A 25,126-nucleotide genomic window follows, 5' to 3' on the forward strand; every position below is an offset into this window, starting at 1 on the left:
GATGCAGCGGGCAGACGGATGTCGCGCCATCCGTCGAGGCGATCGCATGGCGCCGACTGCATCTGCCGAATTGATCCAGTGGCACAGGGACCGATATTGGCGGCGGCCGCGCGGGTGAGGTGTACTCGACTGCATCCGACGGGTCGCGCCATCCGCGACACCTGACACCGCAGTTACGGAGAGCATCGTGAACACCACGACCGTCGCCATCGAACGGCGCACTCGCACGCACCCCATGGATCCCCTCAGCGCCGAGGAGATCACGGCCGTCCGCGACCACCTCGTCGACGAGGGGCGCCTCGGCGAGACGGTGCGCGTGGCCTACCTCTCGCTCAGGGAGCCCGCGAAGGCCCTGATGCGGGACGGCCACGACGTGCCGCGCGAGGCCCGCGCCATCCTGCTCGACACCGCCACCGGCGAGACGACCGATCTCGTGGTCTCGCTCACCGAGCGGCGGATCGTCACCGAGTCCGCCGTCGATCCCCTGCTCGTGGGCCACGCGCCCGTACTGCTCGAGGAGTTCGCGTCGATCGAGACGATCCTCGCGGCGGACGAGGGATGGCGGGCTGCGCTCGCCGCACGCGGCCTCACCCCCGCGCAGGTGCGCGTCGCCCCGCTGTCGGCCGGCATCTTCGACTACGAGGGCGAGGAGGGCAGGCGACTGCTGCGCGGACTCGCCTTCGTGCAGCGCGAGCCGGGCGAGTACGCGTGGGGTCACCCCGTCGACCAGCTCGTCGCGTTCGTCGACATGATCGAGCGCCGCGTCGTGCGTATCATCGACGACGGCCCGTCCGACGACCCGCTGACGAACGGCAACTTCGAGTCGCCCGAGCTGACCGGGCCGCTGCGCACCGACCTGAAGCCGCTGCAGATCACGCAGCCCGAGGGGCCGAGCTTCACGCTCGACGGCAACGTGCTGCGCTGGCAGAAGTGGGACCTCCACGTGGGCTTCGACGCGCGCGAGGGGCTCGTCCTCAGCCAGATCGGGTTCCAGGATGGCGCGCGCCGGCGCCCGATCATCGACCGCGCGTCGATCGCCGAGATGGTGGTGCCCTACGGCGACCCGGCGCCGTACCGCTCCTGGCAGAACTACTTCGACACGGGGGAGTACCTCGTCGGGCGCGACGCGAACTCGCTCGAGCTCGGATGCGACTGCCTCGGCGAGATCACCTACCTCTCGCCCGTCGTCGCCGACGACTTCGGCAACCCGCGCGAGATCGCGCAGGGCATCTGCATCCACGAGGAGGACGTCGGCCTGCTCTGGAAGCACACCGACGAGTGGGCGAACCACAAGTCCACGCGTCGCCAGCGTCGGCTGGTGGTCAGCTTCTTCACCACCGTCGGCAACTACGACTACGGCTTCTACTGGTACCTCTACCTCGACGGCACCATCCAGTTCGAGGCGAAGGCCACGGGCATCGTGTTCACGGCCCGGTACCCCGGCGACGGCTACCCGTACGCGTCGCAGATCGCGCCGGGCCTGGGGGCGCCGTTCCACCAGCACCTCTTTTGCGCCCGCCTCGACATGGCGATCGACGGCGACCGCAACGCGGTGCACGAGCTCGACCTGCAGCGCGTGCCGAAGGGCGAGGGCAACCCGCACGGGAACGCCTTCACGCGCTCGCGCCGAGTGCTCGGCACCGAGACGGAGGCGCGTCGCCGCGCCGACGGCTCGCTCGGCCGGGTCTGGGACATCGTCAACACCGAGCGCACGAACGTCGTCGGCGAGCCCGTCGCATACACGCTCATCCCCGAGGGGCTGCCCACCCTCGCGGCGGCGGACGACTCGTCGATCAGCCGCCGAGCGGCCTTCGCGACCGACCACCTGTGGGTCACGCGCTTCGCGGAGGACGAGCGCTTCCCCGCGGGCGATTTCGTGAACCAGAGCATCGGCTCGCCCGGGCTGCCGGAGTACATCCGCGCGGACCGGCCGATCGACGGCGAGGACATCGTCGTGTGGCACAGCTTCGGACTCACGCACTTCCCGCGCGTCGAGGACTGGCCCATCATGCCGGTCGACCACACCGGCTTCACGCTCAAGCCGAACGGGTTCTTCGACCAGAACCCGGCACTCGACGTGCCGCCATCGCCCTCGGCGCACGGCGCCTGCCACACGGCGGGCGACGACGCCGGATGTCACTGCTGAGGCGGCGCTCCAGGCGAATCCGGGCCGCCGAACAACTCGCGAGCGAGGGTGCCGATCACCCTCGCTCGCGCGGTCGGGCGCACGTCGGCCACGCGCACGAAGCACACGTCGAGCGGAGCGACCTCTCCTGCGATCGGGATGGCGGTGAGTTCGCCGCCGTCGTAGGTGCGCGGCGACTGCGGGATGTGGTTCAGGATCGAGAAGCCCTCCCCGCGCGCGACGAGTGAGCGGACGGTCTCGTAGCTGCGCGAGCTGTAGCGGATCTGCGGCTCGACGCCGGCGGCCTGCAACATGCCGAGGAAGTACTCCCGCGAATGCGGGATGTCGAGCAGCACGAGGTCCTGACCGTCGAGTTCGGCGAGCGTGATGCGCTTGCGCCGCGCGAGCGGATGGTCGAGCGGCAGGATGACGTGGGGTTCGGCCGTGTAGAGGTGGTCGAACGCGAGGTCGTGCATGCGGCCGAAGTCGTACGCGATCGCCGCCTCGACCGTGCCGTTCAACAGGAGTTCGACCGTGCCGTCGACGTCGGCCTCGATGATCTCGATGCGGAGGCGCGGATGCTCCTCCTTGAGGCGCGAGATCAGCCGCGGCAGCACGAACGGGGCGAGCGTGACGAAGCACGCCAGCCGGAGCGTGCCGCGGACGTCGTAGTGACGGCCGCGCACGGTGTCGGTCATCTCGTCGACCTGGGCGAGGAGCGAGCGCGCGTCGCGCAGCAGCTGCTCGCCGGCGTCGGTGAGCGCGAGGCCCTTGCTCCGCTGGCGCACGAACAGCTGCACGCCGAGGCCGCGCTCGAGCTGGGCGATGGCCGTCGAGACGGCCGATTGGGCGACGTGCAAGTCGACCGACGCCTCGGTCATCGACCGACGGGTCGCGGCGGTGACGAAGTAGCGGAGCTGCACCAGCGTCATGTCGGGGCGCGTGAGGCGTGCCATCCAGGCACTGTATCAACTTTCTTGATGCGGTGCGTCGCTGATCTCATCTGTACAGATTCAATCGCCGTTCCTAGCCTGAATTCACCGACGCAGAGGTCGGCGAAGCAAGGAGGTCAGCATGTCGAGCGAAGAGACCGAAGTCCTCGTGATCGGCGCCGGTCAGGCCGGGATCGCGATGAGCGAGCACCTGGGCGAGCGCGGCATCGCGCACGTCGTCGTGGAGCGCGACCGCATCGCCGAACGCTGGCGCACGGGCCGGTGGGACTCGCTCGTCGCGAACGGGCCGGCCTGGCACGACCGGTTCCCCGGACTCGAGTTCGACGTGCCCCGGGACGCCTTCGCCCCGAAGGACGCGGTCGCCGAGTACTTCGAGGCCTACGCCGAGAAGATCGCCGCCCCGGTTCGCACCGGCGTCGAGGTGACCGCCGTGCGCCGCCGCCAGGGCCACCCGGGCTTCACGGCCGAGACCTCCGCAGGCACCATCCACGCCCGCTACGTCGTGGCGGCGACCGGGCCGTTCCAGCGGCCCGTCATCCCCGCCGTGGTGCCTGTCGACGCCGACATCCACCAACTGCACTCGAGCGGGTACCGCAACCCCGCGCAGCTGCCCGACGGGGCCGTCCTCGTGGTCGGCGCCGGATCGTCGGGCGTGCAGATCGCCGACGAGCTCCGGCGCTCCGGCCGCGAGGTGTTCCTCGCCGTCGGCCCCCACGACCGCCCGCCGCGCAGCTACCGCGGCCGGGACTTCTGCTGGTGGCTGGGCGTCCTCGGCAAGTGGGAGCTGGCCGCGCCGCCCGCCGGCGCCGAGCACGTGACCATCGCGGTGAGCGGCGCCCGCGGCGGCCACACGGTCGACTTCCGCCGGCTCGCCGGCGAGGGCATCACGCTCCTCGGGCGCGCGGGCGGGTTCGAGCGCGGCACGATGCGGTTCGCCCCCGACCTCGCGGTGAACATCGCGAACGGCGACGCCAACTACCTGGAGCTGCTCGACGAGGCCGACGCGTACGTCGCCCGCAACGGGCTCGACCTGCCCGAGGAGCCCGAGGCGCGCGTCATCGGTCCCGACCCGGGGTGCCTCACCGACCCCATCCTCGAACTCGACCTCGCGGCGAGCGGCATCACGAGCATCCTCTGGGCGACCGGGTTCGCGGTCGACTACTCGTGGATGCAGTTCGACGCGTTCGACGAGCGCGGGCGCCCGCGACATCACCGGGGTGTCTCGGTCGAGCCGGGCGTGTACTTCCTCGGGCTGCCGTGGCAGTCGCGGCGCGGATCGAGCTTCATCTGGGGCGTCTGGCACGACGCCCGGTACCTGGCCGACCAGATCACGATCCAGCGCGGCTACCACGCCTACTCCTCGTCGGCCGAGGCTGCCGTGCCATCCGCCGCCCCATCCATCACCCCGTCCCACCGCGATCTCGACCACGAGCCCGCGCTCGCCGCATCCGGAGCGATCTCATGACGACCCACACCCGCATCCGCCCCTTCAACACCCGCGACACCTACCCCGAGCAGAGCCTCGCCAACGACCTGTGCCAGGCCGTCGTCGCGAACGGCGTCGTCTACCTGCGCGGCCAGATCGGGCAGGACCTCGACACCCGGGAGTCGGTCGGCATCGGCGACGTCGAGGCGCAGGCCGAGAAGGCCATGGCGAACATCGCGATGCTGCTCGAGGAGGCCGGCTCGTCGCTCGACGACATCGTCAAGGTCGTCGTCTACCTCATCGATCCGCGCTACCGCGAGACCGTCTACCGGGTCATGGGTCGCTGGCTCGAGGGCGTGTTCCCCGTCTCGACGGGGCTGGTCGTGAGCGCGCTCGCCCGCCCCGAGTGGCTCGTCGAGATCGACGCCACCGCGGTCATCAGCGCTCCGGCGACGGATGGCGCGCAATGACGTTCTCACTCGCGGCACGCGACGCCTCCGGCGCGCTGGGCTCGGCCATCTGCTCGTCGTCGCCCGCCGTCGCGGCGCGGTGCGTCTCGCTCGCCGACGGCGTCGGCGCCGTCAACTCGCAGAACGTCACCGACCCGCGGCTGGGTCCGCTCGTCCTCGACCGGCTGCGCGACGGGATGCCGGCGGCGGCGGCACTCGCGTCGGTCGCCGGCGACCGTGCGCACCTCGAGTTCAGGCAGGTGCTCGTCGTGGATTCCGCCGGGAACGCGGCCGTGCACTCGGGTGAACGCGCGCTCGGCGTCTTCGGCGACGCGGTCGGCGACGGCGTCGCGGCGGGCGGCAACCTGCTCGCCGCCGCCGACATCCCGCAGCGCATGGTCGACGCGTTCGACGCGGCGACCGGCGAGCTGGAACACCGCCTGCTGGCTGCGATGCAGGCGGCGATGGATGCCGGCGGCGAAGCCGGCCCGGTCCACTCCGCGGGCCTGTCGGTGGTCCGCGATGCAGGCTGGCGCGTGACCGACCTGCGCGTCGACTGGACCGAGGGCGACCCCATCGCCGAGCTCGGTGGGCTCCTCGAGCTCTGGCTCCCGCAGCGCGACGCCTACGTCACTCGCGCGCTCGAGCCGGCCGCCGCACCGTCGTACGGGGTGCCCGGCGATGAGTGACGGCGGCACCACGTTCAAGCGCGCCGCCGACCGGGCGGTCGCCGCGGCATCCGCTGACCTCATCGCCCTGTCGGAGACGCTGCACGCACACCCCGAGACGGCCTGGGAGGAGCACCGCGCCGTCGGATGGGTCGGCGACGCCCTCGCCGACGCGGGCTTCCGCGTGACCTCCGACTACCTCGGCTTCGAGACGGCGCTGCTCGCCGAAGCCGGCTCCGGTCCCGTGACGATCGGCATCATGGCCGAGTACGACGCGCTGCCGGGCCTCGGCCACGCGTGCGGGCACAACCTCATCGCGGCGAGCGCCGTCGGGGCAGGTCTCGCGCTCGCGCAGCTCGCCGACGACCTCGGCCTCACCGTGCGCGTCTACGGCACGCCCGCCGAAGAGGGCGGCGGCGGCAAGATCGAGCTCATCGAGGCCGGCGCCTTCGGCGACCTCGACCTCGCCATGATGGTCCACCCCGCACCCGTCGACGTCGCCGAGGCGCGGCCCTTCGCCGTTTCGCACAGCCACATCGCCTACGACGGCGTCTCGGCGCACGCCGGCGCCTACCCCGACCAGGGCGTCAACGCGAACGACGCGTTCGTGATCGCCCAGGTCGCCATCGGGATGCTGCGCCAGCAGCTCCCGGCCGATACGCGCGTGCACGGAATCCAAACGGTCGGCGGGTTCGCACCCAACGCGATCCCCGAGCGCACCGAGGGACGCTGGTACGCGCGCGCCGACTCGCTCGACGAGCTCGCGGTGCTCGAAGAGCGCGTGCGTCGGTGCTTCGAAGCCGGCGCCGTCGCCACGGGCGCAACCCTCACGATCACGCCGGAGTCGAAGCCCTACGCGGAGTTCCGCACCGACGAGCGCGCGCTCGCCGCCTACCGGCGCAACGCCCTGGAGCGAGGGCGGGTCTTCGCGGACCCGACCGTCGCGGGTCGCATGAACCGCGCCTCGACCGATATGGGCAACGTGTCGCAGATCGTGCCGGCGATCCACCCGTACATCGGCGTCGACTCGCTGCCGTACGCCAACCACCAGAAGGAGTTCGCCGCCGCCTGCGTCGGCGACGCGGCCGAGCGGGCACTGCTCGACGCCGCGGTGCTCATGGCCTGGACCACCGTCGACGTCCTGTCGACCACCCCCACCACCGCGGAGGACGCATCATGACCACCATCGACTGGACAGCGCGGAGCCGCGACCTCGCGATCGACGGGCGCGCCGTGATCGGCGGCCGACGCGTCGACGCGGCCGAGGGCGGCACGATCCCCGCCGTCAGCCCCGGCTCGCTCGACCACCTCACCGACCTCATGGCGGGCACCGAGCGCGACGTCGACGTCGCGGTCGACCACGCCCGGCGGGCCTTCGACGACGGCGCCTGGAGTCGCATCGGCGCCGCCGAACGCGGCCGGGCGCTCGTCCGGCTCGCCGACCTCATCACCGCGAACCTCGACGAGCTCGCCCTGCTCGAGACCCTCGACTCCGGGAAGCCGATCGCCCAGACGCGCACGGTCGACGTGCCCGGGGCCGCCGAGACCTTCCGCTGGTACGGCGAACTCGCCGACAAGCGGGTCGACGAGATCCCGGCGACGCCCCCGGGCTCGACGGCGCTCGTGCGCCGCGTGCCGCTCGGCGTGGTCGGCGCGATCGTGCCGTGGAACTACCCGCTCGAGATCGCCGCCTGGAAGCTCGCACCCGCCCTCGCGGCCGGGAACAGCGTCGTCCTGAAGCCGGCGACCGAGACATCGCTGACCGCGCTCCGCCTCGCCGACCTCGCGCTCGAGGCCGGCGTGTCCGCGGGCGTGCTCAACGTCGTGCCCGGACGGGGCTCGACGGTCGGCGGCCGGATCGCGCGCCATCCGGGCATCGACGTGCTCGCCTTCACGGGGTCGACCGCGGTCGCCAAGCAGCTGATGATCGACGCCGGCTCGTCGAACCTGAAGCGCGTCGCCCTCGAGGCCGGCGGCAAGAGCGCCAACCTGGTCTTCGCGGACGCCGACCTGCACGTCGCCGCCGAGAAGGCCGCCTTCGGCGCCTTCTACAACCAGGGACAGGTGTGCTCGGCCAACTCCCGTATCCTCGTGGAGCGAGGCGTGCACGACGAGTTCGTGGAGTTGCTGGCGTCAGCGGCTCGAGCGTACGAGCCGAGCGACCCGCTCGCCGGGGCATCCGGCAACGGCAGCCTCATCAGCCGGGCGCACGCGGACGCCGTCGGGGCCGCCATCGACCGCGCCGCCAGGGACGGCCGGCTCGTCAGCGGCGGCGACCGGGTCACCATCACCGGATCCGACGCGTACCTGAGGCCCGCGATCGTCACCGGGCTCGGGGCCGAGCACGACCTCCATCGGGTCGAGGTGTTCGGCCCGCTCGTCGCCGTGCTGCCCTTCGACACCGAGGACGAGGCGATCGAGCTCGCCAACGCGACCGACTACGGCCTCGCGGCCTCGCTCTGGACCTCGGACCTCGGGCGCGCACATCGCGTGTCGGAGCGGCTGGTCGCGGGCACCGTCTCGGTCAACACGGTCGACGCGCTCGGGCTCACCACGCCGTTCGGCGGCTTCCGGCAATCGGGCTTCGGACGCGACCTCTCGCGGCACGCGCTCGACAACTACACAGACTGGAAGACGACGTGGTTCCAGCACGGCTGAGGGCGGGGCGATGACTCCCATCGTCGCCGGGGACCGACGGGGCGTGTGACGTGACCGAGGCGCTGCACCCCGTCGCGATCGGCCTCACGGCGATCGCGGCGTGCCTGCATTCCGGATGGCGGACGCGTGCCGCCGTACCCGGCCTGCTCGCGTTGCTGCTCATGCTCGGAGCGATGGTGGATGTCGCCGCGCTCCGCTCGATCGGCACCGTGCTCTGGGTGGCGGTGCTCATCGCCGCGGCGATCGGGCTGTCGTCGGCACAGGCGTGGCGTCGCCGACGGGACGGCGCGAGCGCCGCCGAGACGCAGCGTGCGGCGACGCACGACGCGTTCGGCCTGATCGTGATGGCCGCGCTGCTCCCGATGATGTCGGTCGGCTCCGGAGCGGCAGCCGCCGACCCGCACGCCGGGCACGGCGCCGGCGCCGGTGGGGGCGGACTCATCGCCCTCGTGCTGGCGGCCGCGGTGGCGCACACCGTGGTCTCGGCGGTCGCATCCGTACGAGGTGGCCGGTGGAGCGACCGACTCATGCACCTGCTCATGGGCGGCGCAACCGTCCTCATGGCAGCGCATTCGCTCGTTCGGGTGCACTGAGCCGCATGTCGCGAGCCGGCGGAACGGATGAGACCGTGCCATCCGTCACCGCTATGGCGCAGCGTCACCGAGCTGCCGGCGAAGTCGGCGGACCTCGTCCTCGAGCTCGTCGATGTACGTGATCAGGTTGACCTTCGCCGACAGGGCGCGCAGCGAGAGCTGCGTGATCTCCTCGGCCCGCGCTTCGGTCGTCTTCCACGTGCCACTCGACTGCCTGTCGCCACCGGGCGGTTCGCCCGACGGGTCGGCCCCCTCAACGTCCCCATGCATCGCCGTTCCCCCTACGGTCCATGCGTGCCCGATCTCCCGATCGGGGTTTCCTGCTTTCGAAGGATACGAGCGGGGCGTGGGCGGGGTCCAGTGCTTCGGCCGGCGACGCGCCGGGCCGCGCCGTGGCGGGTGTCGGTCAGTCCTCCGGCGTCCGGTCATTCGGGGACGGCGGAGCGGAGGCCTGCACCTGTGCCTGCACCGCTCTCGAGACGTTGCCGTGGATGTTGGCCGAGCCGATGCGCTCCAGGACGCCATCCCGTTCGAGGGTGGCGCGGACGGCACGCTTCAGGCGGGCGAGGCGAAGCGTGATGCCCGAGTCCCGTGCGAGGGTGACGACGTCGTTCATCTTGGCGGCGCCCTGGGAATCGATGAAGTTGATGCCGGCGCAGTCGAGCACGACTCCGGTGAGGTCGGGCGTCGAGTGGATGATCGCGCGCACCCGGTCCTCGAGGGCATCCGACGTGGCGAAGAACAGCCCGCCGTCCATCCGGATCACGACGACGCCCGGGGTCAGCTGGTCATCCGGGAACTCGCTCACGTCGCGGAAGACCTCGGTGCCGACCTCCTGGGCGAGCATCGGGATGGCGGGGTGGGTGGCGACCCAGATGAGCCAGAGCAATGAGAGGCCGATGCCGATCATGACGCCCGCGAGCACGCCGAAGGCGAGGGTGCCGACGATCGCGGCGATCGCCACCCAGAAGTCGAACGGTTGCACGCGCGCGAGGCGCCGCATCTCGGGGATGTTGATCATGCCCATCACCACCGCCTCGATGATGAGTGCGGCGAGGACGGGCTTCGGCAGACCCGAGAACAGCGGGGCCAGCACCAGCAGCGTCAGCAGCACGGTGACACCTGAGGTGAGCGAGGCGAACCCGGTGCGCGCCCCGGAGTGGTCGTTCAGCGAGCTCGCCGACAAGCTCGTCGACACCGGCATGCCCTGGAACAGTCCCGAGCCCGCGTTCGCGAGCCCCTGGGCGACCGACTCCTGGTCGATGTCGACCTGGTAGCGGTGCTTGGCCGCGAACGCCCTGGCGTCCCCGGCGGTCTGCGAGAACCCGATGAGGACCAGGGCGACCGCGGCGATCGCCACGGTCGACGCGTGCTCCCACATCAGGCCGAGGTCGGGGACCGTGAAGGAGGGCAGTCCCCGCGGGACGTCGCCGACGAGCGCCACGCCGCGATCGCCGAGATCCAGGAGTGCGGAGGCCAGCAGGCCCCCGACCACGAGGACGAGCGCGCCGGGCAGACGAGGTGCGATCCGTCGGATCCCGAACACGACGACGAGCGACACGATGCCGACGATCACCGTCGTGCGGTGTGCCTCATCCAGCGAGCCGAACCACGACCAGAGCTCCTGGAACGAGTTCGTTCCGCCGGCCTCGGTGCCGGTGAGCTTCGGAAGCTCGGAGATCACGACGTCGATGGCCGCGCCGAACAGGAACCCGGTGACGACCGCCCGTGACAGGAATTGCGCGATCCATCCCATCTTGAGGAGGAAGAGGACCAGGAACAGCACCCCGGACGCCAACGTGATGCCCGCGACGAACGAGGCGATGTCGGCCTGGTCGGTGAGGCCGGTGACCAGCACCGCGCTGGCCGCCACGGCGGCCAACGCCGAGCTCGGCCCCATCGAGATCTGCCGGCTGGTGCCGAAGATCCCATACAGGATGGCGGCGGCCGCAGCCGCGTACAGCCCGTTCTGCAGCGGGATCCCGGCGATCCCGGCATAGCCCAGGTTCTTCGGCACGATCAACGCGGCGACCGTCACTCCCGCGATCAGGTCGCCGCGCAGCCATCGTCGATCGTACGAGCGGATCCAGCCGAGCATCGGGACGAGCCCGGCGACCCCGCGCCGCCGGGTCATGATGCCTCACGGGTTCTCGACATGCGACCCCCTCCCGCCGCACCGACCGCACCAGGACACGGGCATTCGCCCATCGCGCGCACACGGTCGGAGCGGAGACATTCTGTCACCGCATCCACCGGGGCGATAGGGACGCCGGTCCCTCGCGAGGCGTAGCCGGGGCCGGTCGAGGAGGAGGCCGGGGTGCCCCAGCGACGGGATGGTGGAGATCGCCGCGGCCTCGACACCACGGAGTGGCGCCTTCTACGCTCTGACCATGGACAGGACGCGTCGGCGCGAGCTGCGCGCGCGGGGTACGCGCTGATGGGGTTCGCGCTCGCCGGTCGCGGCGTGGTCCTGGGCGTCGCCTCCCTCGTGCTGAAGCCGGGCGCGACCGTCGACGGGGCGCTCGCCGTCGTGCGCGCCGCCGTCGACGCCGGCGTGCTCGCGATCGACACGGCGCGCGCCTACGCGACGGTCGACGACGACGCCGCGGGCGAACGGATCGCACAGGCGGCGCGCCGGCAACGGCCCGACCTGCCGATCATCACCAAGGCGGGCCACTTCCGGCTCGGTCGCACGGCGTGGGACTCCGATACCAGCGCCGAACGCGTGCGCGCCGACGCGCTCCGCAGCCGCGAGGTGCTCGGCGCCCCGCCGTCGCTCCTGCTGCTGCACCGGACCGATCGGGTCGACGACCTCGACGCGTCCGTCCGCGAACTCGCCGCGCTGCGCGACGACGGCGTCGTCGAGGCGATCGGACTGTCGAACGCGACCGTCGATCAGCTCGATCGGGCGAGAAGGATCACCTCGCTCGACGCGGTCGAGAACCGCTTCGCCCTGGGGATCGACACCGCCGACGAGTACCGCTCGTGCGTCGACGCCGGGATTCCCTTCCTCGCCTACGCGCCCTTCGGCGGCCCGAAGGCGGACCCGCTCGCGACGCACGTGCCGCGCGTGGCCGCCGTCGCGCGATCGCGCGGGGTCTCGGTGCATCGCGCCGCGCTGGCCGCGATGTGCGACGCCATGCCCGGGGCGTGGCCCGTGATCGGATCCACGCGGGTCGAATCCGTGCTCGACTCCATCGCGTCCGCAGACCTCGAGGTCGACGACGAGCTGCGCGAGGCGTTCAGGGAAGACCTGCGCTCGCGCGGGATCGCGTGGTGAGGGTCGACGGGTACGGCGTAACGGGGGTGGTCACTCGAGCAGCTTGCCCGCCGCCGACACCTCGCGGTCCATGAGCGCGGCGATCTCCTCCGGGATCGGCGGGATCTCCTCGCGGGTCACGCCGGTCGAGGGTGACCAGACGAGGTTGACCTGCAGCGCGGCATCCGTTTCGGGGTAGTCGCTGCGATTGTGGCATCCGCGGGTCTCGCGCCGCTCGAGCGCGGCCTCGAGGGTCGCGCGGGCCGCAAGCGCGGCCGACTTGAGGTCGAAGGCGTGCGCGAGGTCCTGGTAGCCGGCGAGGTCGGGGTGCACGCCGATGTCGGCGATGCGCGCCTCGATCGCGTCGAGCTCGGCGAGTCCGGTGCGCAGGCCCGCTTCGTCGCGCACGACGCCGGCGTGCTCGGTCATGGTGTTCCGGATGGCGCGCTGCAGGGCGCGCACGTTCTCCGGGCCGTCCGCCGCCAGCAGGGCGTCGATCTCGGAGCGCGCCGCGTCGACCGCGGCGGCCGAGCGCTTCTGGGCGGCCAGCGACGCCGAGTACGACGCCGCGGCCTGGCCGACGATGCGCCCGAACACGAGGAGCTCGATGAGCGAGTTGCCGCCCAGGCGGTTCGCGCCATGCAGGCCGGAGGATGCCTCGCCGATCGCGTAGAGGCCAGGGACATCCGTTCCGTGGTCGTCGGGACGCACCCACACGCCGCCCATCGAGTAGTGCGCGGTGGGCGCGATCTCGATCGGCTCCCTCGTGATGTCGAGCATCTGCAGCTCGAGCATCGTCTGGTAGACGCGGGGGAGGCGCTGCATGATCGTCTCGCGAGGCAGGTGCGAGACATCCAGCCAGATCCCGCCGTTGGGGGTGCCGCGCCCCTCCTTGATCTCGGTGTAGGCGGCGAGCGCGACGCGGTCACGGGTCGAGAGCTCCATGCGCTCGGGGTCGTACTTCGACATGAAGCGCTCGCCGAGGCCGTTGGTGAGGATGCCGCCCTCGCCGCGCGCCGCCTCGGAGATGAGCGTGCCGGCCGCGTTCTCGGGCTCGATGATGCCAGACGGATGGAACTGCACGAGCTCGGGGTCGCGCACCCGCCCGCCCGCCTCGACGGCGAGGCGCCACGAGTCGCCCGTGTTCTCGTCGCGTCGCGACGACGTGCGCCGCCAGATGCGGTTGTGGCCGCCGGCCGCGAGGATCACCGCGTCGGCGTGGATGAGGTAGCGCGTGCCGTCTTCTAGGTCGAAGCCGTACGCACCGAAGACGGCGCCGTCGTCGTTCACGAGGATGCGCGTGACGTAGACGGTGTCGAGGATCGGCACGTTCAGCTGCGCGGCGCGGTTCACGAGCGTGCGCTGGATCTCGAGGCCGGTGTAGTCGCCGGCGAACGCGGTGCGGCGGTAGGTGTGGGCGCCGAAGAAGCGCTGCGAGATGCGGCCGTCGTGCTCGCGGGCGAACGGCATGCCGTAGCGCTCGAGGTCCTGGATGCCGCGGGCCGCGCCCTTCGTCACGGTCTCGACCGTGCGGGGGTCGGCGAGGAGGTAGCTCTCCTTCAACGTGTCGGCGGCGTGCTGCTGCCAGCTGTCGTCGGGGTCCATGGTCGCGAGGGCGGCGTTGATGCCGCCGGCCGCGAGCGAGGTATGCGCGTCGGACTTCGCGCGCTTGCCGAGCGCGAGCACGTCGACGCCCGCCTCGGCGAGCTCGATCGCGGCGCGCAGGCCCGATCCGCCCGTGCCGATCACGAGGACGGTCGTGGAGATCTGGCGTTCTGGAGCGGGAGTGAGCATGCGTTCCACGGTAGGTTCGCGTGTTCCATCCGTCCAATGCATCTTGAGAGTGGATACGATGCGCGTACGCTATCGACATGAACCTCGAGCAGTTGCGCAGCTTCGTCGAGGTGGCCCGCTTCGGCAACTTCACCCGCGCCGCCGAGGAGATCTACCTCGCCCAGCCGTCGCTGAGCCGCCAGATCGCCGCGCTCGAGCAGAGCCTCGGCGCCGAGCTGTTCCACCGCGCCCGCGGCGGCTCGACGCTGACCGCCGCGGGCGAGTCGTTGCTGCCGCTCGCGCGCCGCATGCTCGCCGACGCTGAATCGGTGCGGCGCGAGCTCGCCGAACTCGCCGGCCTCGAGCGCGGCCGGGTGCGGCTCGGCGCGACGCCGACCCTCTGCATCAGCCTCGTCGCCGAGGTGCTCAGTGTGTTCCACGCCGAGCATCCGGCCATCGAACTGCATCTCTCCGAGCAGGGGTCGCGGGCGCTGCTCGACGAGCTCGGCAGCGGCGAGCTCGACCTCGCGTTGATCACCACGTCGGATGGCACGCCCCCCGAGCGCTTCACGGTGACGCCGCTGCTCATCGAAGAGCTCGTGGTCGTGTCATCCGCCGTCGCACCACCTGTCACGAGCGACGACAGCATCGGGCTGGCGGATGTCGCGCGCCTCCCGCAGATCATCTTCAGCTCGAGCTACGACCTGCGCAGCACCACCGACGCGGCGTTCCGCGCGGCCGGGCTCATGCCCGAGGTCGTGCTCGAGGGGGCCGAGATGGACGCGGTGCTGCGCTTCGTCGAGCGCGGCCTCGGTGTCGCGATCGTGCCGGCGATGGTGCTCATCGATCGCCCCGGCCTGCGATCGGTGCGGCTCGAAGCGCCGACGCTCACCCGCACCATCAGCCTCGCCAGGCCGGCGGATGTCGCGACCACCGCCGCGGTCGAGGTGATGCAGCGCACGATCGCGTCCACCGCGACCGCGTTCGCGGCGCGGGCGGGGGACACGATGCGGCTCGCGGGCGCCGGGCGGTGACGCTTCTGCGGCGGCGCAGAATCGAACCGTGACGACGCCGGCCGCCGAGTTCATCGACCGCACGCTCCGGGCCGAGGCCTCGGAATGGCGGGCCCACGCGGACGCCGAGCGCATCGGCGGTGGGCTGCGGTTCTACGGCGCCTCGGTTGGCGCCATCCGCGGCGCGCCCGTGGCGATGCGGCATCCCGGAGCGCCATGATGTGAGCACGTTTCAGCTCTTGATCGGAGGCGATGTGTGAATATCGATCGGGCGAGGATGTCGGGGATCCTCGCAACCGCGGTGGTGGGCGTCGTGATCGTGGTCGGGCTCTCCGGCTGCGCCGAGACCAGCAGCCTGGACCGGGCCGAGGCCCAGGTCGAGGCGAAGCAACAGGCCGTGGCGGACGCCCAGAGCGCGTTGGATGCGGCATCCGGGGAGTTCTGCCAGGCGAGCGAGACCTACATCGAGGCACTCGACCGGTACGGCGACGTACTGAACGACACCGCGCCGACCGTGGGCGACGTCAGGGACGCCGGGAAGGACCTCGCCAAACCGCGGGATGCGGCCTTCGACGGCGCCGAAGCCGCCGTCGCGGCGCAGGAGGACCTCGTGGTCGCCCAGCAGGAACTCGCGGACGCCCAGGCGGCGCTCGCCGAGGTCCAGGCCGGCACAGCCGGCACACCCACTGCCGTTCCGAGCCCCACGCCCGCTCCGACCGCCACCCCGCTCGCACCAGCGGCATCCGTCGACCGGGTGAAGCAGGCCGACGCCGAGTTCGAGGATGCGCAGGCCGGCATCACCGACCAGACGCCCCTGACCGAGGCATCCGAGCAGTTCAACAGCGCGGTCGTCGCCCTCGAGATGGCGTGGCTCCGGCTGTTCGCCGATGCCGGATGCCTCACCGACGAGCAGCAGGTCCAGGCCGAGGCGGCGGTCTCCGCGTACACGTTCGCCCTGCAGCAGGACCTCGCGACGGCGGGGTACTACACCGGCACCGTCGACGGGATCTCCGGGCCGATGACCGTCCAGGCGATCGAGGACCTGCAGGAAGCCAACGGCCTGCCCGTCACGGGGACGGTCGACAAGGCCACGGCCGCCGCGCTGCAGGCCGAGCTGGTCGCGCTCGGCGGGGCCGCCGCGCAGGAGTCCTTGGCATCGACCGCCGCGGTCCAGCAGACGCTGAAGCTCGTCGGGTTCTGGGACGGGCCGGTGGACGGCGTCTGGACGGACGCGCTGACCGAGGCGGTGAAGGCGTTCCAGGTCGAGTTGGGCGTCGAGCCGACGGGGACCGTGGATGCCGCGACGATCGCGGCCTTCGAACAGGCGATCTCCGAGCTCGAGGACGCGGCCGCGGCGCCGAGCCCGTCGCCGGAGCCGACGGCCTCGCCGTCGAGCTAGGAGTCCGATCGCCGACGGTGACGGTGACGCGAGGGACGGAGGGGACACCTGCCGGTCCCGTGTTCCTGTCGAGCCTGTTCCAGGTCCCGATCCGTTCCAGCGTCGTGCGTCGCACCGACGACGGTTTCAGGTAGCGACCTCGGGGGAGTGCGCGCGCCGACCCCGCGGACTACCGTGAAGGCGTGTCCGTTCGCGAGACCGACGCACGCACCGCCCACGCCGACGGCGTGGAGCGGCTTCTCGCCAGCTACCGGGCCGTGCCCGCGGCATCCGGGATTCGACTCGCGAAGCGCACGTCGAACCTGTTCCGTCCGCGCGCAAGGGCCGATGCCCCGGGGCTCGACACGTCCGGCCTGACCCACGTCATCGCGGTCGACCCCGAGGCGCGCACGGCGGATGTCGCGGGCATGTGCACCTACGAGGATCTCGTCGCCGCGACCCTCCCGTACGGGCTCACACCCCTGGTCGTGCCGCAGCTGAAGACGATCACGCTCGGCGGCGCGGTCACCGGCCTCGGGATCGAGTCGGCGTCGTTCCGCAACGGGATGCCGCACGAGTCCGTGTTCGAGCTCGACATCCTCACCGGGGCGGGCGAGCTCGTCACGGCGTCGCCCGACGAACACGCCGACCTGTTCCGCGCGTTCCCGAACTCCTACGGCACGCTCGGCTACGCGGTGCGCCTGCGCATCGAGCTCGAGCCCGTGCAGCCGTTCGTCGCGCTCACCCACGTGCGGTTCCATGCCCTCGACGACCTCGTCGCCGCGATGGACCGGATCGTGGAGACCGGCCTGCACGACGGCGAGCGGGTCGACTACCTCGACGGCGTCGTGTTCGACGCCGACGAGAGCTACCTCTGCCTCGGCACGCAGACCGCGGCGCCCGGCCCCGTGAGCGACTACACCGGGCAGCGGATCTTCTACCGCTCCATCCAGCACGACGACGGCGCCATCCACGATCGACTCACCATCCGCGACTACCTGTGGCGGTGGGACACCGACTGGTTCTGGTGTTCGCAGGGGTTCGGCGCGCAGCATCCGCTCATCCGCCCGTTGTGGCCGCGCCGGTACCGACGCAGCAGCTCGTACTGGAAGCTCATGCGCCTCGCACGGCGATACGGCATCGCCGACCTGCTCGAACGCGTCAAGCGTCGCCCGCCGCGTGAGTGGGTCATCCAGGACATCGAGGTGCCCGTCGGGCGGACCGTCGAGTTCCTCGACTGGTTCCTGGCGAACGTGCCGATCGAGCCGATCTGGCTCTGCCCGGTGCGCATGCGGAACGACGACGGCTGGTCGCTCTATCCGATGAGGCCGAACGAGACCTACGTGAACGTCGGCTTCTGGTCGACGGTGCCGGTCGGCGCGATCGAGGGCGAGACGAACCGGCGCATCGAGCAGGAGGTCGGCGAACTCGACGGGCACAAGTCCCTCTACTCCGATGCCTACTACTCCCGCGAGGAGTTCGACGCGCGGTACGGCGGTGACGCCTACCGCGCGGTGAAGCGGCGCTACGACCCCGACGGGCGACTCCTCGACCTCTACGCGAAGGCGGTGCAACGACGATGACGACGTTCAAGAGCCAGGCACCCGCGGCGGATGGCACGACAGCGCCTCCACCCGATGACGGCAGGCTCACGCTCGCCGAGATCCTCGAGTTGCTCGCCGGCGGTCGGCTGCCGCTGCGGTTCACCGCGTACGACGGCAGTTCGGCCGGCCCCGAGGACGCCCCGTTCGGGATCGAGCTGACCTCGCCGCGCGGCACGACCTACCTCGCCACCGCTCGCGGCGACCTCGGCCTCGCCCGCGCCTACATCGCCGGAGACATCGAGGTCCACGGCGTGCATCCCGGCGATCCGTACGAGCTGCTCAAGGCGCTCGCCGACGAGCTGGTGTTCCGGATGCCGCCGCCGAAGACGATGGCCCGGATCGTGCGCTCCATCGGCGTCGAGCACCTGCGCCCCATCGCCCCGCCGCCGCAGGAGGTGCCGCCGCGCTGGCGCCGCCTGGGCATCGGACGGCGGCACAGCAAGGCGCGCGATGCCGAGGTGATCCACTACCACTACGACGTCTCGAACACCTTCTACGAGTGGGTGCTCGGTTCGTCGATGACGTACACGTGCGCGTGCTACCCCCGCCCCGGGGCATCCCTCGACGAAGCGCAGGAGAACAAGTACCGCCTCGTGTTCGAGAAGCTCCGGCTCGAGCCGGGCGACCGGCTGCTCGACGTCGGATGCGGCTGGGGCGGCATGGTGCGCTACGCCGCGCGTCGCGGCGTTCGCGCGATCGGCGTGACCCTGTCGCAGGAGCAGGCGACCTGGGCGCAACGGGCGATCGCCGACGAGGGCCTCGGAGGCCTCGCCGAGGTGCGCTACGGCGACTACCGAGACATCCGCGAATCGGGCTTCGACGCGGTGTCGTCGATCGGGCTGCTCGAGCACATCGGCGTGCGGAACTACAAGCCGTACTTCCGCTTCCTCCGGTCGAGGCTGCGCTCGGGCGGTCTCCTGCTCAACCACTGCATCACTCGTCCCGAGAACAGGACCGAGCCGTCGACGCACGGGTTCATCGACCGCTACGTCTTCCCCGATGGCGAGCTCACCGGCTCGGGCCGCATCATCACCGAGGCGCAGGATGCCGGACTGGAGGTGCTGCACGAGGAGAACCTGCGCCCGCACTACGCGCTGACCCTGCGCGACTGGTGCGCCAACCTCGTCGCGCACTGGGACGAGGCCGTCGAGGAGGTCGGCCTCGAGAAGGCCAAGGTGTGGGGCCTCTACATGGCCGGCTCGCGACTCCAGTTCGAGCGCGGCGGGATCCAGCTGCACCAGGTCCTCGCGGTGAAGGCCGACGAGCACGGCGGCGTAGGCGACCTGCCGCTGCGGCCGTGGTGGACGCCGTAGCGGCAGGTGCTGGAGAGCCGGGTCTGAGCGCTAGCGGGACGCCGGCACCGGTGAGCGCGTCTCGTCGAGCGAGGCGGTCGCCGCCACCCGGCCGTCGACGAGGGTGAGCAGGACGGTCGCCCGCCCCACGTCGTCGGGGTCGGCGGTCAGCGGGTCGAGGTCGAGCACCGTGACATCCGCGACGGCGCCGACCTCGAGCACGCCGCCGCGCCGCCCGATCGTCGTGTACGGATGCGTGGTGAATCCGCGCAGCGCGTCGATCGGGCTCAGCGCCTGCTCGGGCTGCACGGGCGCGGCATCCGGGTCGTCGTGCGGGCGCCGGAGTTGCGCGTCGGCGAGGATGCCGACCGCGTCGCTCGGTGCGATCGGCCAGTCCGAGCCCAGCGCGAGCGGAACGCCCGCGCGGACCAGGTCGCCCGTGCGGAACCCGCGGGCCGCCCGCTCCGCGCCGAGGCGCGTCGACCAGTGATCGCTCCCGTCCGCCCTCGTGAAGAGGGTGCAGTGCGTCGGCTGCATGCTCGCCGTGATCCCGGATGACGCGACGAGCTCGAGTGCGGCATCCGTCATCGTCTCGATGTGCTCGACCCGGTGGGTCGCGTTGCGATGGGGGAGCCCGGCGATGGCGCCCACGACGAACTCGATGCCGGCGTCGCCGATGGCGTGCGTGGTGGTCGGGATGGCGCGGCGGTCGAGCTCGGTGAGCGCGTCGCGGTACTGCTCGGGGTCGAGCCAGAGCGAGGCCGTCGACTCGCCGAGGCAGTCGGGCTCGTGCAGCCACGCCGTGCCGTTGTCGATCGTGCCGTCGATCATGAGCTTCACGCCCTCGACGACCCACCGCCGCCCGCGCCGCCCCTGGAGGCGCGCGAGCCGGTCGACCTCCTCGACCGCGGTGCCGGGCTCGAACCATGGCGACATCCGGAGCCGGATCGGCAGGTCTCTCGTCTGCTCGATGGCGGCGAGGAGCTCGATCGTGTCGGGCGCGAGATCCTGGACCTGGCCGGCGGTGAAGCCGGCGCGGGCCATCTGCAGGAGCACCTCGTACAGGCCCTCGACGCGCTGGTCGAAGGTGAGTCGCGGCACGAACGGTTCGACGATCGCCATCGCCTGCAGCTCGAGCAGGTACCCGGTCGGGTGGCCGTCCGCATCGGTGACCACGCGGGAGCCGTCGGTGAATCGCTCGTCGCCGCGGGGTCCGGCGATCTCGAGCGCCGCTGACGACGCGAGTGCGGCGTGCGCGTCGAACAGGCGGATGAACGCGGGGCGGCCCGGGGCCACCTCGTCGAGGAGGCGGTTGTCGACCTCGGCGCCCTCGAACGCGTTCGGGTCGAGGCCCCAGCCGAGCAGCCAGTCGTCATCGCCCAGGGTCTCGAGTTCGGCGCGGAGCCGCTGCTCGACCTCGGCGAGCGAGCGGCAGCCGGTGAGGTCGGCGCCGCGCGTGAGCGCGAGGCCGAACACCGGGTGGATGTGGCTGTCGACGAACCCCGGGAGCACCGCGGCGCCGGGCAGTTCGTGCACGACCGTGCCGGCGCCGATGACCGGTTCCAGGTCGGCGCGGTCGCCGATGGCCAGGATGCGTCCGTCGGCGATGGCGATGCCGGTGGCGCCCGCGGGCGCGACATCCGCCTCGGCCATCGTGATGACTCGGCCGCCGAGGATGACGACGTCGGCGATGCGGTCGGTGATTGCGTCGGCGCTCATGCCTGCTCCGCCTCCTGGCCGCCGATCATCGCGAAGCGGTCGGGGTCGGTCGATCGGAGCACGAGCGCGTAGACCATGCCGGCGATGAGGACGAGCGGCACGACGGCCAGGATGATCGCGTTCACGGCCGCGCCCGCCGCGGTCAGGTAGTCGATCGTCGACACGAGGATTGCGAGCAGGACCGTCATCGCCACGATCGAGAAGATCGCCGCCGGGAGCACGTACCACTTCCGCTCGAGGTGCCGGTTGCGGAGGATGAAGAGCAGCACGGCGATCGACGCGAGCAGTTGCAGCGTGATGATGCCGTAGACGCCGGGCGAGTTGATGAGGATCACGAGCTGCGTGAGCGGGTCGAGTCCGGCGATCGCGAATGCGAGCACGATCGCGACCGCGACGATGGACTGCAGCAGGCCGGCCACCCACGGTGCGCCGGTGCGGTTGGTGCGGTTGAAGAAGGCGGGCAGGATGCCGTCGCGCGAGAGCGCGAAACTGTACCGGTTGATCGCGTTGTGGAACGCCAGCTGTCCCGCGAAGATGCTCGACACGATCAGGATGAACATGACGGCGACGCCCCAGTCGCCGACGTACTGCCCCATGGCGATGAAGAAGAACGCGGCGGGGTCCTCGGCGATGACGCCCTGGACCGCGGTGTCGCCGAACGCCTGGATCACCAGCCAGAGGGTGCCCGTGTAGAAGATGGCCAGGAACGCCACGGCGATGTAGGTCGCTCGGGGGATCGACCTCGCCGGGTCGCGGGTCTCGTTGCGGTAGAGCACCGTCGACTCGAACCCCATGAACGCCGCGAAGCCGAACCCGAGGATCGCGAACATGCTCGGGGTGAAGACGTTCTCGGGCGCGAAGGTCGCGAAGCCGAGGTCGCCGCCGCGCTGGGTGAGGATCGAGGCGGCGAGGACGAGCAGCAGGGCCGTCTCGAGCACCAGCAGGACCCCGAGCACGCGGGCACCGACATCCACGCCCGCCGCGGCGAGGCCGAAGACGAGCACCGCGCCGACGACGGCGAGCACCCACCACGGCAGTTGGATCCCGAAGACCTGCGCCATCATGCCCTCGGCCATCACGCCGAAGAGCCCCCACAGTCCGATCTGCAGGAGGTTGTACGACACCCAGGCGAGGAAGCCCGCGCCGAGGCCCACGACCTTGCCGAGTCCCACGGCGATGTAGGTGTAGAAGCCGCCCATCGGCTTGAGGTTGCGGGCGGTGTAGAGGAATCCGATCGAGAACACGGCGAGGACCACGCCGGCGATGGCGTAGACGAGCGGGGCGGAGACGCCGCCGATGAGCACGGCGAGCGGTCCGATGCCGGCGAGCACGCTGAGGGGTGCCGCGGCCGAGACCACGAGGAAGACGACGCCCCAGGTTCCGAGGGCCGCGGTCTTGAGCGCTCCCGTCTTCGGCGTGTCGTCGAGGAGGGTCGAATCCAGGGTCACGGCAACTCCTTCGTTGAATGCGGACCCGTGCGCGGGGGATGCGTCGCGGGGGTGACTGAGGTGAGTCTGCATCATTTCCGGCGATTGCGCAATCGATTGTGCAATTTCGTCCACCGCGGGATTCCCGCTGGTTAGGATCGGACCGGGAGGGATCCGATGGTCGCCACACGTCCGCCGACACTGCAGGATGTCGCCGACCGTTCCGGCGTGTCGCGCGGGACCGCGTCGCGGGCCCTCTCGGGAGGCGGGCGCGTCTCGGCCGAGACCCGAGCGCGCGTGGCCGCCGCGGCCGCCGAGCTGAACTTCTCGACCAACAGCGGAGCACGGAACCTCCGACGCGCCCGCGCCGGATCGATCGGGCTCTGGCTGCCGCAGGGCCTGCGGTTCATGGAGTACTACATGAACTTCGCCTTCGGCGTGGTCGAGGCGACCCACGAGCAGGAGCTCACGGTCTCGCTGATCCCAGGCGACTACCCCCCGGAGAAGGCCCGCGGCCTGCACGTCGACGGCTTCGTCATGGCCGACGTCGACAGTCACGACGAACTGGCCCGGGCGATCCTCGAGACGGGCCGGCCCGTCGTCACCTCCGAACTCGTTCCGCCGGGCGTGCCGCAGCCGACGGCGTCGGTCATGGCCGACCACGATTCCGCCACCCGTCGGCTCCTCGAGCGCCTCCGCGACGGCGGGGCGACCTCGATCGTCGTGCTCATCCCCGACATCGACCAGATGTGGGTCCAGGCGGTCCACGACGCAGCGGCCGCCTGGTCCGACCAGCAGCAGGCGGCGCTCTCGTTCCGCCCCCTCGTCGGCGTCCCTTCCGCGACCGAGCTGCGTCGCCTCGTCGGCGAGCTCATCGACGCCCGGCCGGATGTCGACGCCATCGTGTCCGTTCCGGACGGCCTCGCCGTCGGCATCCTCTCGACGCTGCAGGAACTCGGTCGAACGGTGCCGGGCGACATCCAGGTCGTGTCGTACGTCGACAGCGCGGCGTTGCCGATCGTGCAGCCGCCCGTCAGCGCCCTCGACCTGCGGCCGCGCGAGGCCGGACTGCGCGCGGGCCAGCTGCTCGTCTCGCTCCTCGAAGGGCATGCCGCGCCGCCGGAGTCGCCGGAGCTGGTGGTGGAGACCTTCGAGCTCGTCTACCACGAGCGGGACTCGACGCGGCGGGTGGGAGAGCAGCACCGACCTTGACCACCGGGCGCCGGCGCGCGCGGGCGAGGCGCCGCCCGGACTCGATTCCGGGCGGCGCCTCAGGCGTGCGGGCTACTCGCCGGCGGCCAGGCGCTGCCGGTCGTCCTCGAGCAGCGCGTCCGCGCCCTCGTCGCCCTCGGCGATGACCTCGTCCTCCTGCAGCGACATGTGCAGGCGGCGTCGGAACAGGCGCGTCATCACGAGCAGTGCGATGAAGCCGACCGCGAGCCAGATGAGGCCGTAGGTCATCGCCTCGCTGCTCACGTTGAGCCAGAGCACGACGGTGAGCACGACGCCGATCACGGGCAGCAGGATGTTGCGCACGATCTGCCACGCGGTCTTCACCTCGCGGCGGCGGATCGCGAAGTGCAGGATGACGGCCAGGTTGACGACCGTGAATGCGATGAGCGCGCCGAAGTTGATCAGCGAGAACACGAAGTCGAGGTCGGCCACCGCCGCGCCCAGCGACACGATGCCCACGAGCACCACCGCGACCGCCGGGGTGCGGAAGCGCGGGTGCACGTACGACAGGCGCCGCCCGACCGGCCCCCGGCTGTTGCGGCCCATCACGTAGATCATGCGCGACACGCTCGCGTGCGAGGCGAGGCTCGACGCGGCGGCCGCGGCGATCGCTGCCGAGACGAAGAAGATCTGGAAGAGCATGCCGCCGACGGAGTAGGCGATCTCGGGCAGCGCCGTGCCCTCGGTGAAGCCCTCGGTGGCCGGGAAGAGCGACTGCGCGAACCAGGCCGCGGTGAAGAAGATGACGCCGCCGAGCAGCAGCGCGAGCACGATCGCCTTGGGCACCGTGTGCGCGTCCTTCGCCTCCTCGGTGTACATCGTGATGGCGTCGAAGCCGATGAACGAGAAGCACACGATCGTGGCGGCGCTGACGACGGTCGCGATCTGCACGTTGGCGTGGTACAGCGGCTCGATGCTGAACGCGGTGCCGTTGCCGGCGCCCTGCTGCAGCGCGCCCCAGGCGAGCATCACGAAGACCGCGATGAGCACGACCTGGAAGACGAGGAGCGTCGCGTTCACGCGCGAGGTCGACGAGATGCTCCAGAGGTTGAGCAGCGTGATCAGCGCGACGTAGCCGATGACCCAGACCCATCCGGACACGTCGGGGAAGAACGACTCGAAGTACTGGCGCACGAGCAGCGCGTTCACGAGCGGCAACAGCAGGTAGTCGAGCAGCGCCGTCCATCCGACCAGGAACCCGACGTTCGGGTGGATCGTCTCGGACGCGTAGGTGTAGGCCGAACCGGCCGACGGGTAGACGCGCGTCATCCGTCCGTAGCTGATGGCGGTGAACAGCATCACCACCAGCGCGAAGAGGTAGGCGAGCGGGACGACCCCGCCGCTCTCCTCCGAGACGTAGCCGAACGTGTCGAACACCGTCATGGGGGTCATGTACCCGAGGCCGAGGCCCACGATGGCCCAGAGGCCGAGGGAACGCCGGAGCTTCGTGGGGGCTGCCGTCTTCAGTGCGGTTGTGGTCATGGTGGATCCTGTCGTCGCCATTGTCGAGCGGGCTGACACTACGGCAGTCGGCCCGCGGGGGGCCTCGCCACAGT

Annotated in this window: 21 protein-coding genes; 14 read left to right on the forward strand and 7 right to left on the reverse strand. The window is 71.2% G+C overall.

What is annotated here, in order from left to right; all coding sequences use genetic code 11:
* Nucleotides 1-235 precede the first annotated feature (235 nt).
* Complete coding sequence (locus tag AC3RKB_RS09000; protein ID WP_491436799.1) at nucleotides 236-2,146, forward strand: primary-amine oxidase; 1,911 nt, start codon at nucleotides 236-238, stop codon at nucleotides 2,144-2,146.
* On the opposite strand, the gene AC3RKB_RS09005 is transcribed toward AC3RKB_RS09000, so the two are convergent.
* Nucleotides 2,137-3,081: a LysR substrate-binding domain-containing protein gene (locus AC3RKB_RS09005; protein WP_491435741.1), complete on the reverse strand. Its 945-nt coding sequence runs from the start codon at nucleotides 3,079-3,081 to the stop codon at nucleotides 2,137-2,139. The genes AC3RKB_RS09000 and AC3RKB_RS09005 overlap by 10 nt on opposite strands.
* A 118-nt stretch (nucleotides 3,082-3,199) precedes the next feature.
* On the opposite strand from AC3RKB_RS09005, the gene AC3RKB_RS09010 reads away from it, so the two are divergent.
* Genes AC3RKB_RS09010 through AC3RKB_RS09035 form a run of 6 tightly spaced genes read left to right on the forward strand, consistent with a single transcriptional unit; the run spans nucleotide 3,200 to nucleotide 8,872 of the window.
* Complete coding sequence (locus tag AC3RKB_RS09010) at nucleotides 3,200-4,543, forward strand: flavin-containing monooxygenase (RefSeq protein WP_491435742.1); 1,344 nt, start codon at nucleotides 3,200-3,202, stop codon at nucleotides 4,541-4,543.
* The gene (locus AC3RKB_RS09015) at nucleotides 4,540-4,974 is read left to right on the forward strand and encodes a RidA family protein (protein ID WP_491435743.1); all 435 of its coding nucleotides are present in this window, start codon (nucleotides 4,540-4,542) and stop codon (nucleotides 4,972-4,974) included. The genes AC3RKB_RS09010 and AC3RKB_RS09015 overlap by 4 nt, the downstream gene beginning before the upstream one ends.
* Complete coding sequence (locus AC3RKB_RS09020) at nucleotides 4,971-5,642, forward strand: DUF1028 domain-containing protein (protein WP_491435744.1); 672 nt, start codon at nucleotides 4,971-4,973, stop codon at nucleotides 5,640-5,642. The genes AC3RKB_RS09015 and AC3RKB_RS09020 overlap by 4 nt, the downstream gene beginning before the upstream one ends.
* A complete protein-coding gene (locus AC3RKB_RS09025) occupies nucleotides 5,635-6,801 on the forward strand; it encodes a M20 family metallopeptidase (protein WP_491435745.1) in 1,167 nt (388 codons plus the stop codon). The genes AC3RKB_RS09020 and AC3RKB_RS09025 overlap by 8 nt, the downstream gene beginning before the upstream one ends.
* Nucleotides 6,798-8,279: an aldehyde dehydrogenase family protein gene (locus AC3RKB_RS09030; protein ID WP_491435746.1), complete on the forward strand. Its 1,482-nt coding sequence runs from the start codon at nucleotides 6,798-6,800 to the stop codon at nucleotides 8,277-8,279. Before AC3RKB_RS09025 ends, AC3RKB_RS09030 begins: the two co-directional genes overlap by 4 nt.
* A 50-nt stretch (nucleotides 8,280-8,329) precedes the next feature.
* Nucleotides 8,330-8,872 (forward strand): hypothetical protein, encoded by a 543-nt coding sequence (locus AC3RKB_RS09035; protein ID WP_491435747.1) that lies wholly within the window; start codon nucleotides 8,330-8,332, stop codon nucleotides 8,870-8,872.
* A gap of 51 nt (nucleotides 8,873-8,923) precedes the next feature.
* On the opposite strand, the gene AC3RKB_RS09040 is transcribed toward AC3RKB_RS09035, so the two are convergent.
* Together AC3RKB_RS09040 and AC3RKB_RS09045 are read right to left on the reverse strand one after the other, a co-directional pair.
* Complete coding sequence (locus AC3RKB_RS09040; RefSeq protein WP_491435748.1) at nucleotides 8,924-9,142, reverse strand: hypothetical protein; 219 nt, start codon at nucleotides 9,140-9,142, stop codon at nucleotides 8,924-8,926.
* Nucleotides 9,143-9,278: 136 nt separating this feature from the next.
* Entirely contained in the window at nucleotides 9,279-11,006 is a 1,728-nt protein-coding gene (locus AC3RKB_RS09045; protein WP_491435749.1) for a SulP family inorganic anion transporter, read from the reverse strand.
* A 303-nt stretch (nucleotides 11,007-11,309) separates the two neighbouring features.
* On the opposite strand from AC3RKB_RS09045, the gene AC3RKB_RS09050 reads away from it, so the two are divergent.
* Nucleotides 11,310-12,152, forward strand: a complete 843-nt coding sequence (locus tag AC3RKB_RS09050) for an aldo/keto reductase (protein ID WP_491435750.1) — start codon at nucleotides 11,310-11,312, stop codon at nucleotides 12,150-12,152.
* 30 nt (nucleotides 12,153-12,182) lie between these two features.
* Here the strand turns inward: AC3RKB_RS09050 and AC3RKB_RS09055 are convergent, their stop codons facing one another.
* The gene (locus AC3RKB_RS09055) at nucleotides 12,183-13,925 is read right to left on the reverse strand and encodes an L-aspartate oxidase (RefSeq protein ID WP_491435751.1); all 1,743 of its coding nucleotides are present in this window, start codon (nucleotides 13,923-13,925) and stop codon (nucleotides 12,183-12,185) included.
* Between the two features lie 77 nt (nucleotides 13,926-14,002).
* Between AC3RKB_RS09055 and AC3RKB_RS09060 the strand changes: the two genes are divergently transcribed.
* The 5 genes from AC3RKB_RS09060 to AC3RKB_RS09080 all read left to right on the forward strand — a co-directional run bounded on the left by AC3RKB_RS09060 (nucleotide 14,003) and on the right by AC3RKB_RS09080 (nucleotide 19,212).
* Entirely contained in the window at nucleotides 14,003-14,938 is a 936-nt protein-coding gene (locus tag AC3RKB_RS09060) for a LysR family transcriptional regulator (protein ID WP_491435752.1), read from the forward strand.
* A 28-nt stretch (nucleotides 14,939-14,966) separates the two neighbouring features.
* Nucleotides 14,967-15,137, forward strand: a complete 171-nt coding sequence (locus AC3RKB_RS09065; protein WP_491435753.1) for a hypothetical protein — start codon at nucleotides 14,967-14,969, stop codon at nucleotides 15,135-15,137.
* A 57-nt stretch (nucleotides 15,138-15,194) separates the two neighbouring features.
* A complete protein-coding gene (locus AC3RKB_RS09070; protein WP_491435754.1) occupies nucleotides 15,195-16,316 on the forward strand; it encodes a peptidoglycan-binding protein in 1,122 nt (373 codons plus the stop codon).
* Nucleotides 16,317-16,498: 182 nt separating this feature from the next.
* A complete protein-coding gene (locus AC3RKB_RS09075) occupies nucleotides 16,499-17,878 on the forward strand; it encodes an FAD-binding oxidoreductase (RefSeq protein WP_491435755.1) in 1,380 nt (459 codons plus the stop codon).
* Complete coding sequence (locus AC3RKB_RS09080; protein WP_491435756.1) at nucleotides 17,875-19,212, forward strand: class I SAM-dependent methyltransferase; 1,338 nt, start codon at nucleotides 17,875-17,877, stop codon at nucleotides 19,210-19,212. The genes AC3RKB_RS09075 and AC3RKB_RS09080 overlap by 4 nt, the downstream gene beginning before the upstream one ends.
* A 30-nt stretch (nucleotides 19,213-19,242) precedes the next feature.
* Here the strand turns inward: AC3RKB_RS09080 and AC3RKB_RS09085 are convergent, their stop codons facing one another.
* A complete protein-coding gene (locus tag AC3RKB_RS09085) occupies nucleotides 19,243-20,910 on the reverse strand; it encodes an amidohydrolase (RefSeq protein ID WP_491435757.1) in 1,668 nt (555 codons plus the stop codon).
* Complete coding sequence (locus tag AC3RKB_RS09090) at nucleotides 20,907-22,358, reverse strand: APC family permease (RefSeq protein WP_491435758.1); 1,452 nt, start codon at nucleotides 22,356-22,358, stop codon at nucleotides 20,907-20,909. Before AC3RKB_RS09090 ends, AC3RKB_RS09085 begins: the two co-directional genes overlap by 4 nt.
* Before the next feature lie 156 nt (nucleotides 22,359-22,514).
* Between AC3RKB_RS09090 and AC3RKB_RS09095 the strand changes: the two genes are divergently transcribed.
* Nucleotides 22,515-23,549 carry a LacI family DNA-binding transcriptional regulator gene (locus AC3RKB_RS09095; RefSeq protein ID WP_491435759.1) on the forward strand — a complete coding sequence of 345 codons (1,035 nt, stop codon included), beginning with the start codon at nucleotides 22,515-22,517 and terminating at the stop codon, nucleotides 23,547-23,549.
* A gap of 72 nt (nucleotides 23,550-23,621) precedes the next feature.
* On the opposite strand, the gene AC3RKB_RS09100 is transcribed toward AC3RKB_RS09095, so the two are convergent.
* Nucleotides 23,622-25,052, reverse strand: coding sequence for an APC family permease (locus tag AC3RKB_RS09100; protein WP_491435760.1), 1,431 nt, complete (start codon nucleotides 25,050-25,052; stop codon nucleotides 23,622-23,624).
* Nucleotides 25,053-25,126 lie beyond the last annotated feature (74 nt).

This window comes from Agromyces capsici (genome assembly GCF_058349965.1).

Coding starts and splice junctions, on each gene's coding strand:
- AC3RKB_RS09040 (WP_491435748.1), bottom strand. CDS start 9,142: ATGCATGGGGACGTTGAGGGGGCCGACCCGTCGGGCGAACCGCCCGGT.
- AC3RKB_RS09095 (WP_491435759.1), top strand. CDS start 22,515: ATGGTCGCCACACGTCCGCCGACACTGCAGGATGTCGCCGACCGTTCC.
- AC3RKB_RS09030 (WP_491435746.1), top strand. CDS start 6,798: ATGACCACCATCGACTGGACAGCGCGGAGCCGCGACCTCGCGATCGAC.
- AC3RKB_RS09050 (WP_491435750.1), top strand. CDS start 11,310: ATGGGGTTCGCGCTCGCCGGTCGCGGCGTGGTCCTGGGCGTCGCCTCC.
- AC3RKB_RS09025 (WP_491435745.1), top strand. CDS start 5,635: ATGAGTGACGGCGGCACCACGTTCAAGCGCGCCGCCGACCGGGCGGTC.
- AC3RKB_RS09005 (WP_491435741.1), bottom strand. CDS start 3,081: ATGGCACGCCTCACGCGCCCCGACATGACGCTGGTGCAGCTCCGCTAC.
- AC3RKB_RS09045 (WP_491435749.1), bottom strand. CDS start 11,006: ATGACCCGGCGGCGCGGGGTCGCCGGGCTCGTCCCGATGCTCGGCTGG.
- AC3RKB_RS09060 (WP_491435752.1), top strand. CDS start 14,003: ATGAACCTCGAGCAGTTGCGCAGCTTCGTCGAGGTGGCCCGCTTCGGC.
- AC3RKB_RS09055 (WP_491435751.1), bottom strand. CDS start 13,925: ATGCTCACTCCCGCTCCAGAACGCCAGATCTCCACGACCGTCCTCGTG.
- AC3RKB_RS09100 (WP_491435760.1), bottom strand. CDS start 25,052: ATGACCACAACCGCACTGAAGACGGCAGCCCCCACGAAGCTCCGGCGT.
- AC3RKB_RS09010 (WP_491435742.1), top strand. CDS start 3,200: ATGTCGAGCGAAGAGACCGAAGTCCTCGTGATCGGCGCCGGTCAGGCC.
- AC3RKB_RS09020 (WP_491435744.1), top strand. CDS start 4,971: ATGACGTTCTCACTCGCGGCACGCGACGCCTCCGGCGCGCTGGGCTCG.
- AC3RKB_RS09085 (WP_491435757.1), bottom strand. CDS start 20,910: ATGAGCGCCGACGCAATCACCGACCGCATCGCCGACGTCGTCATCCTC.
- AC3RKB_RS09070 (WP_491435754.1), top strand. CDS start 15,195: ATGTCGGGGATCCTCGCAACCGCGGTGGTGGGCGTCGTGATCGTGGTC.
- AC3RKB_RS09015 (WP_491435743.1), top strand. CDS start 4,540: ATGACGACCCACACCCGCATCCGCCCCTTCAACACCCGCGACACCTAC.
- AC3RKB_RS09000 (WP_491436799.1), top strand. CDS start 236: ATGGATCCCCTCAGCGCCGAGGAGATCACGGCCGTCCGCGACCACCTC.
- AC3RKB_RS09080 (WP_491435756.1), top strand. CDS start 17,875: ATGACGACGTTCAAGAGCCAGGCACCCGCGGCGGATGGCACGACAGCG.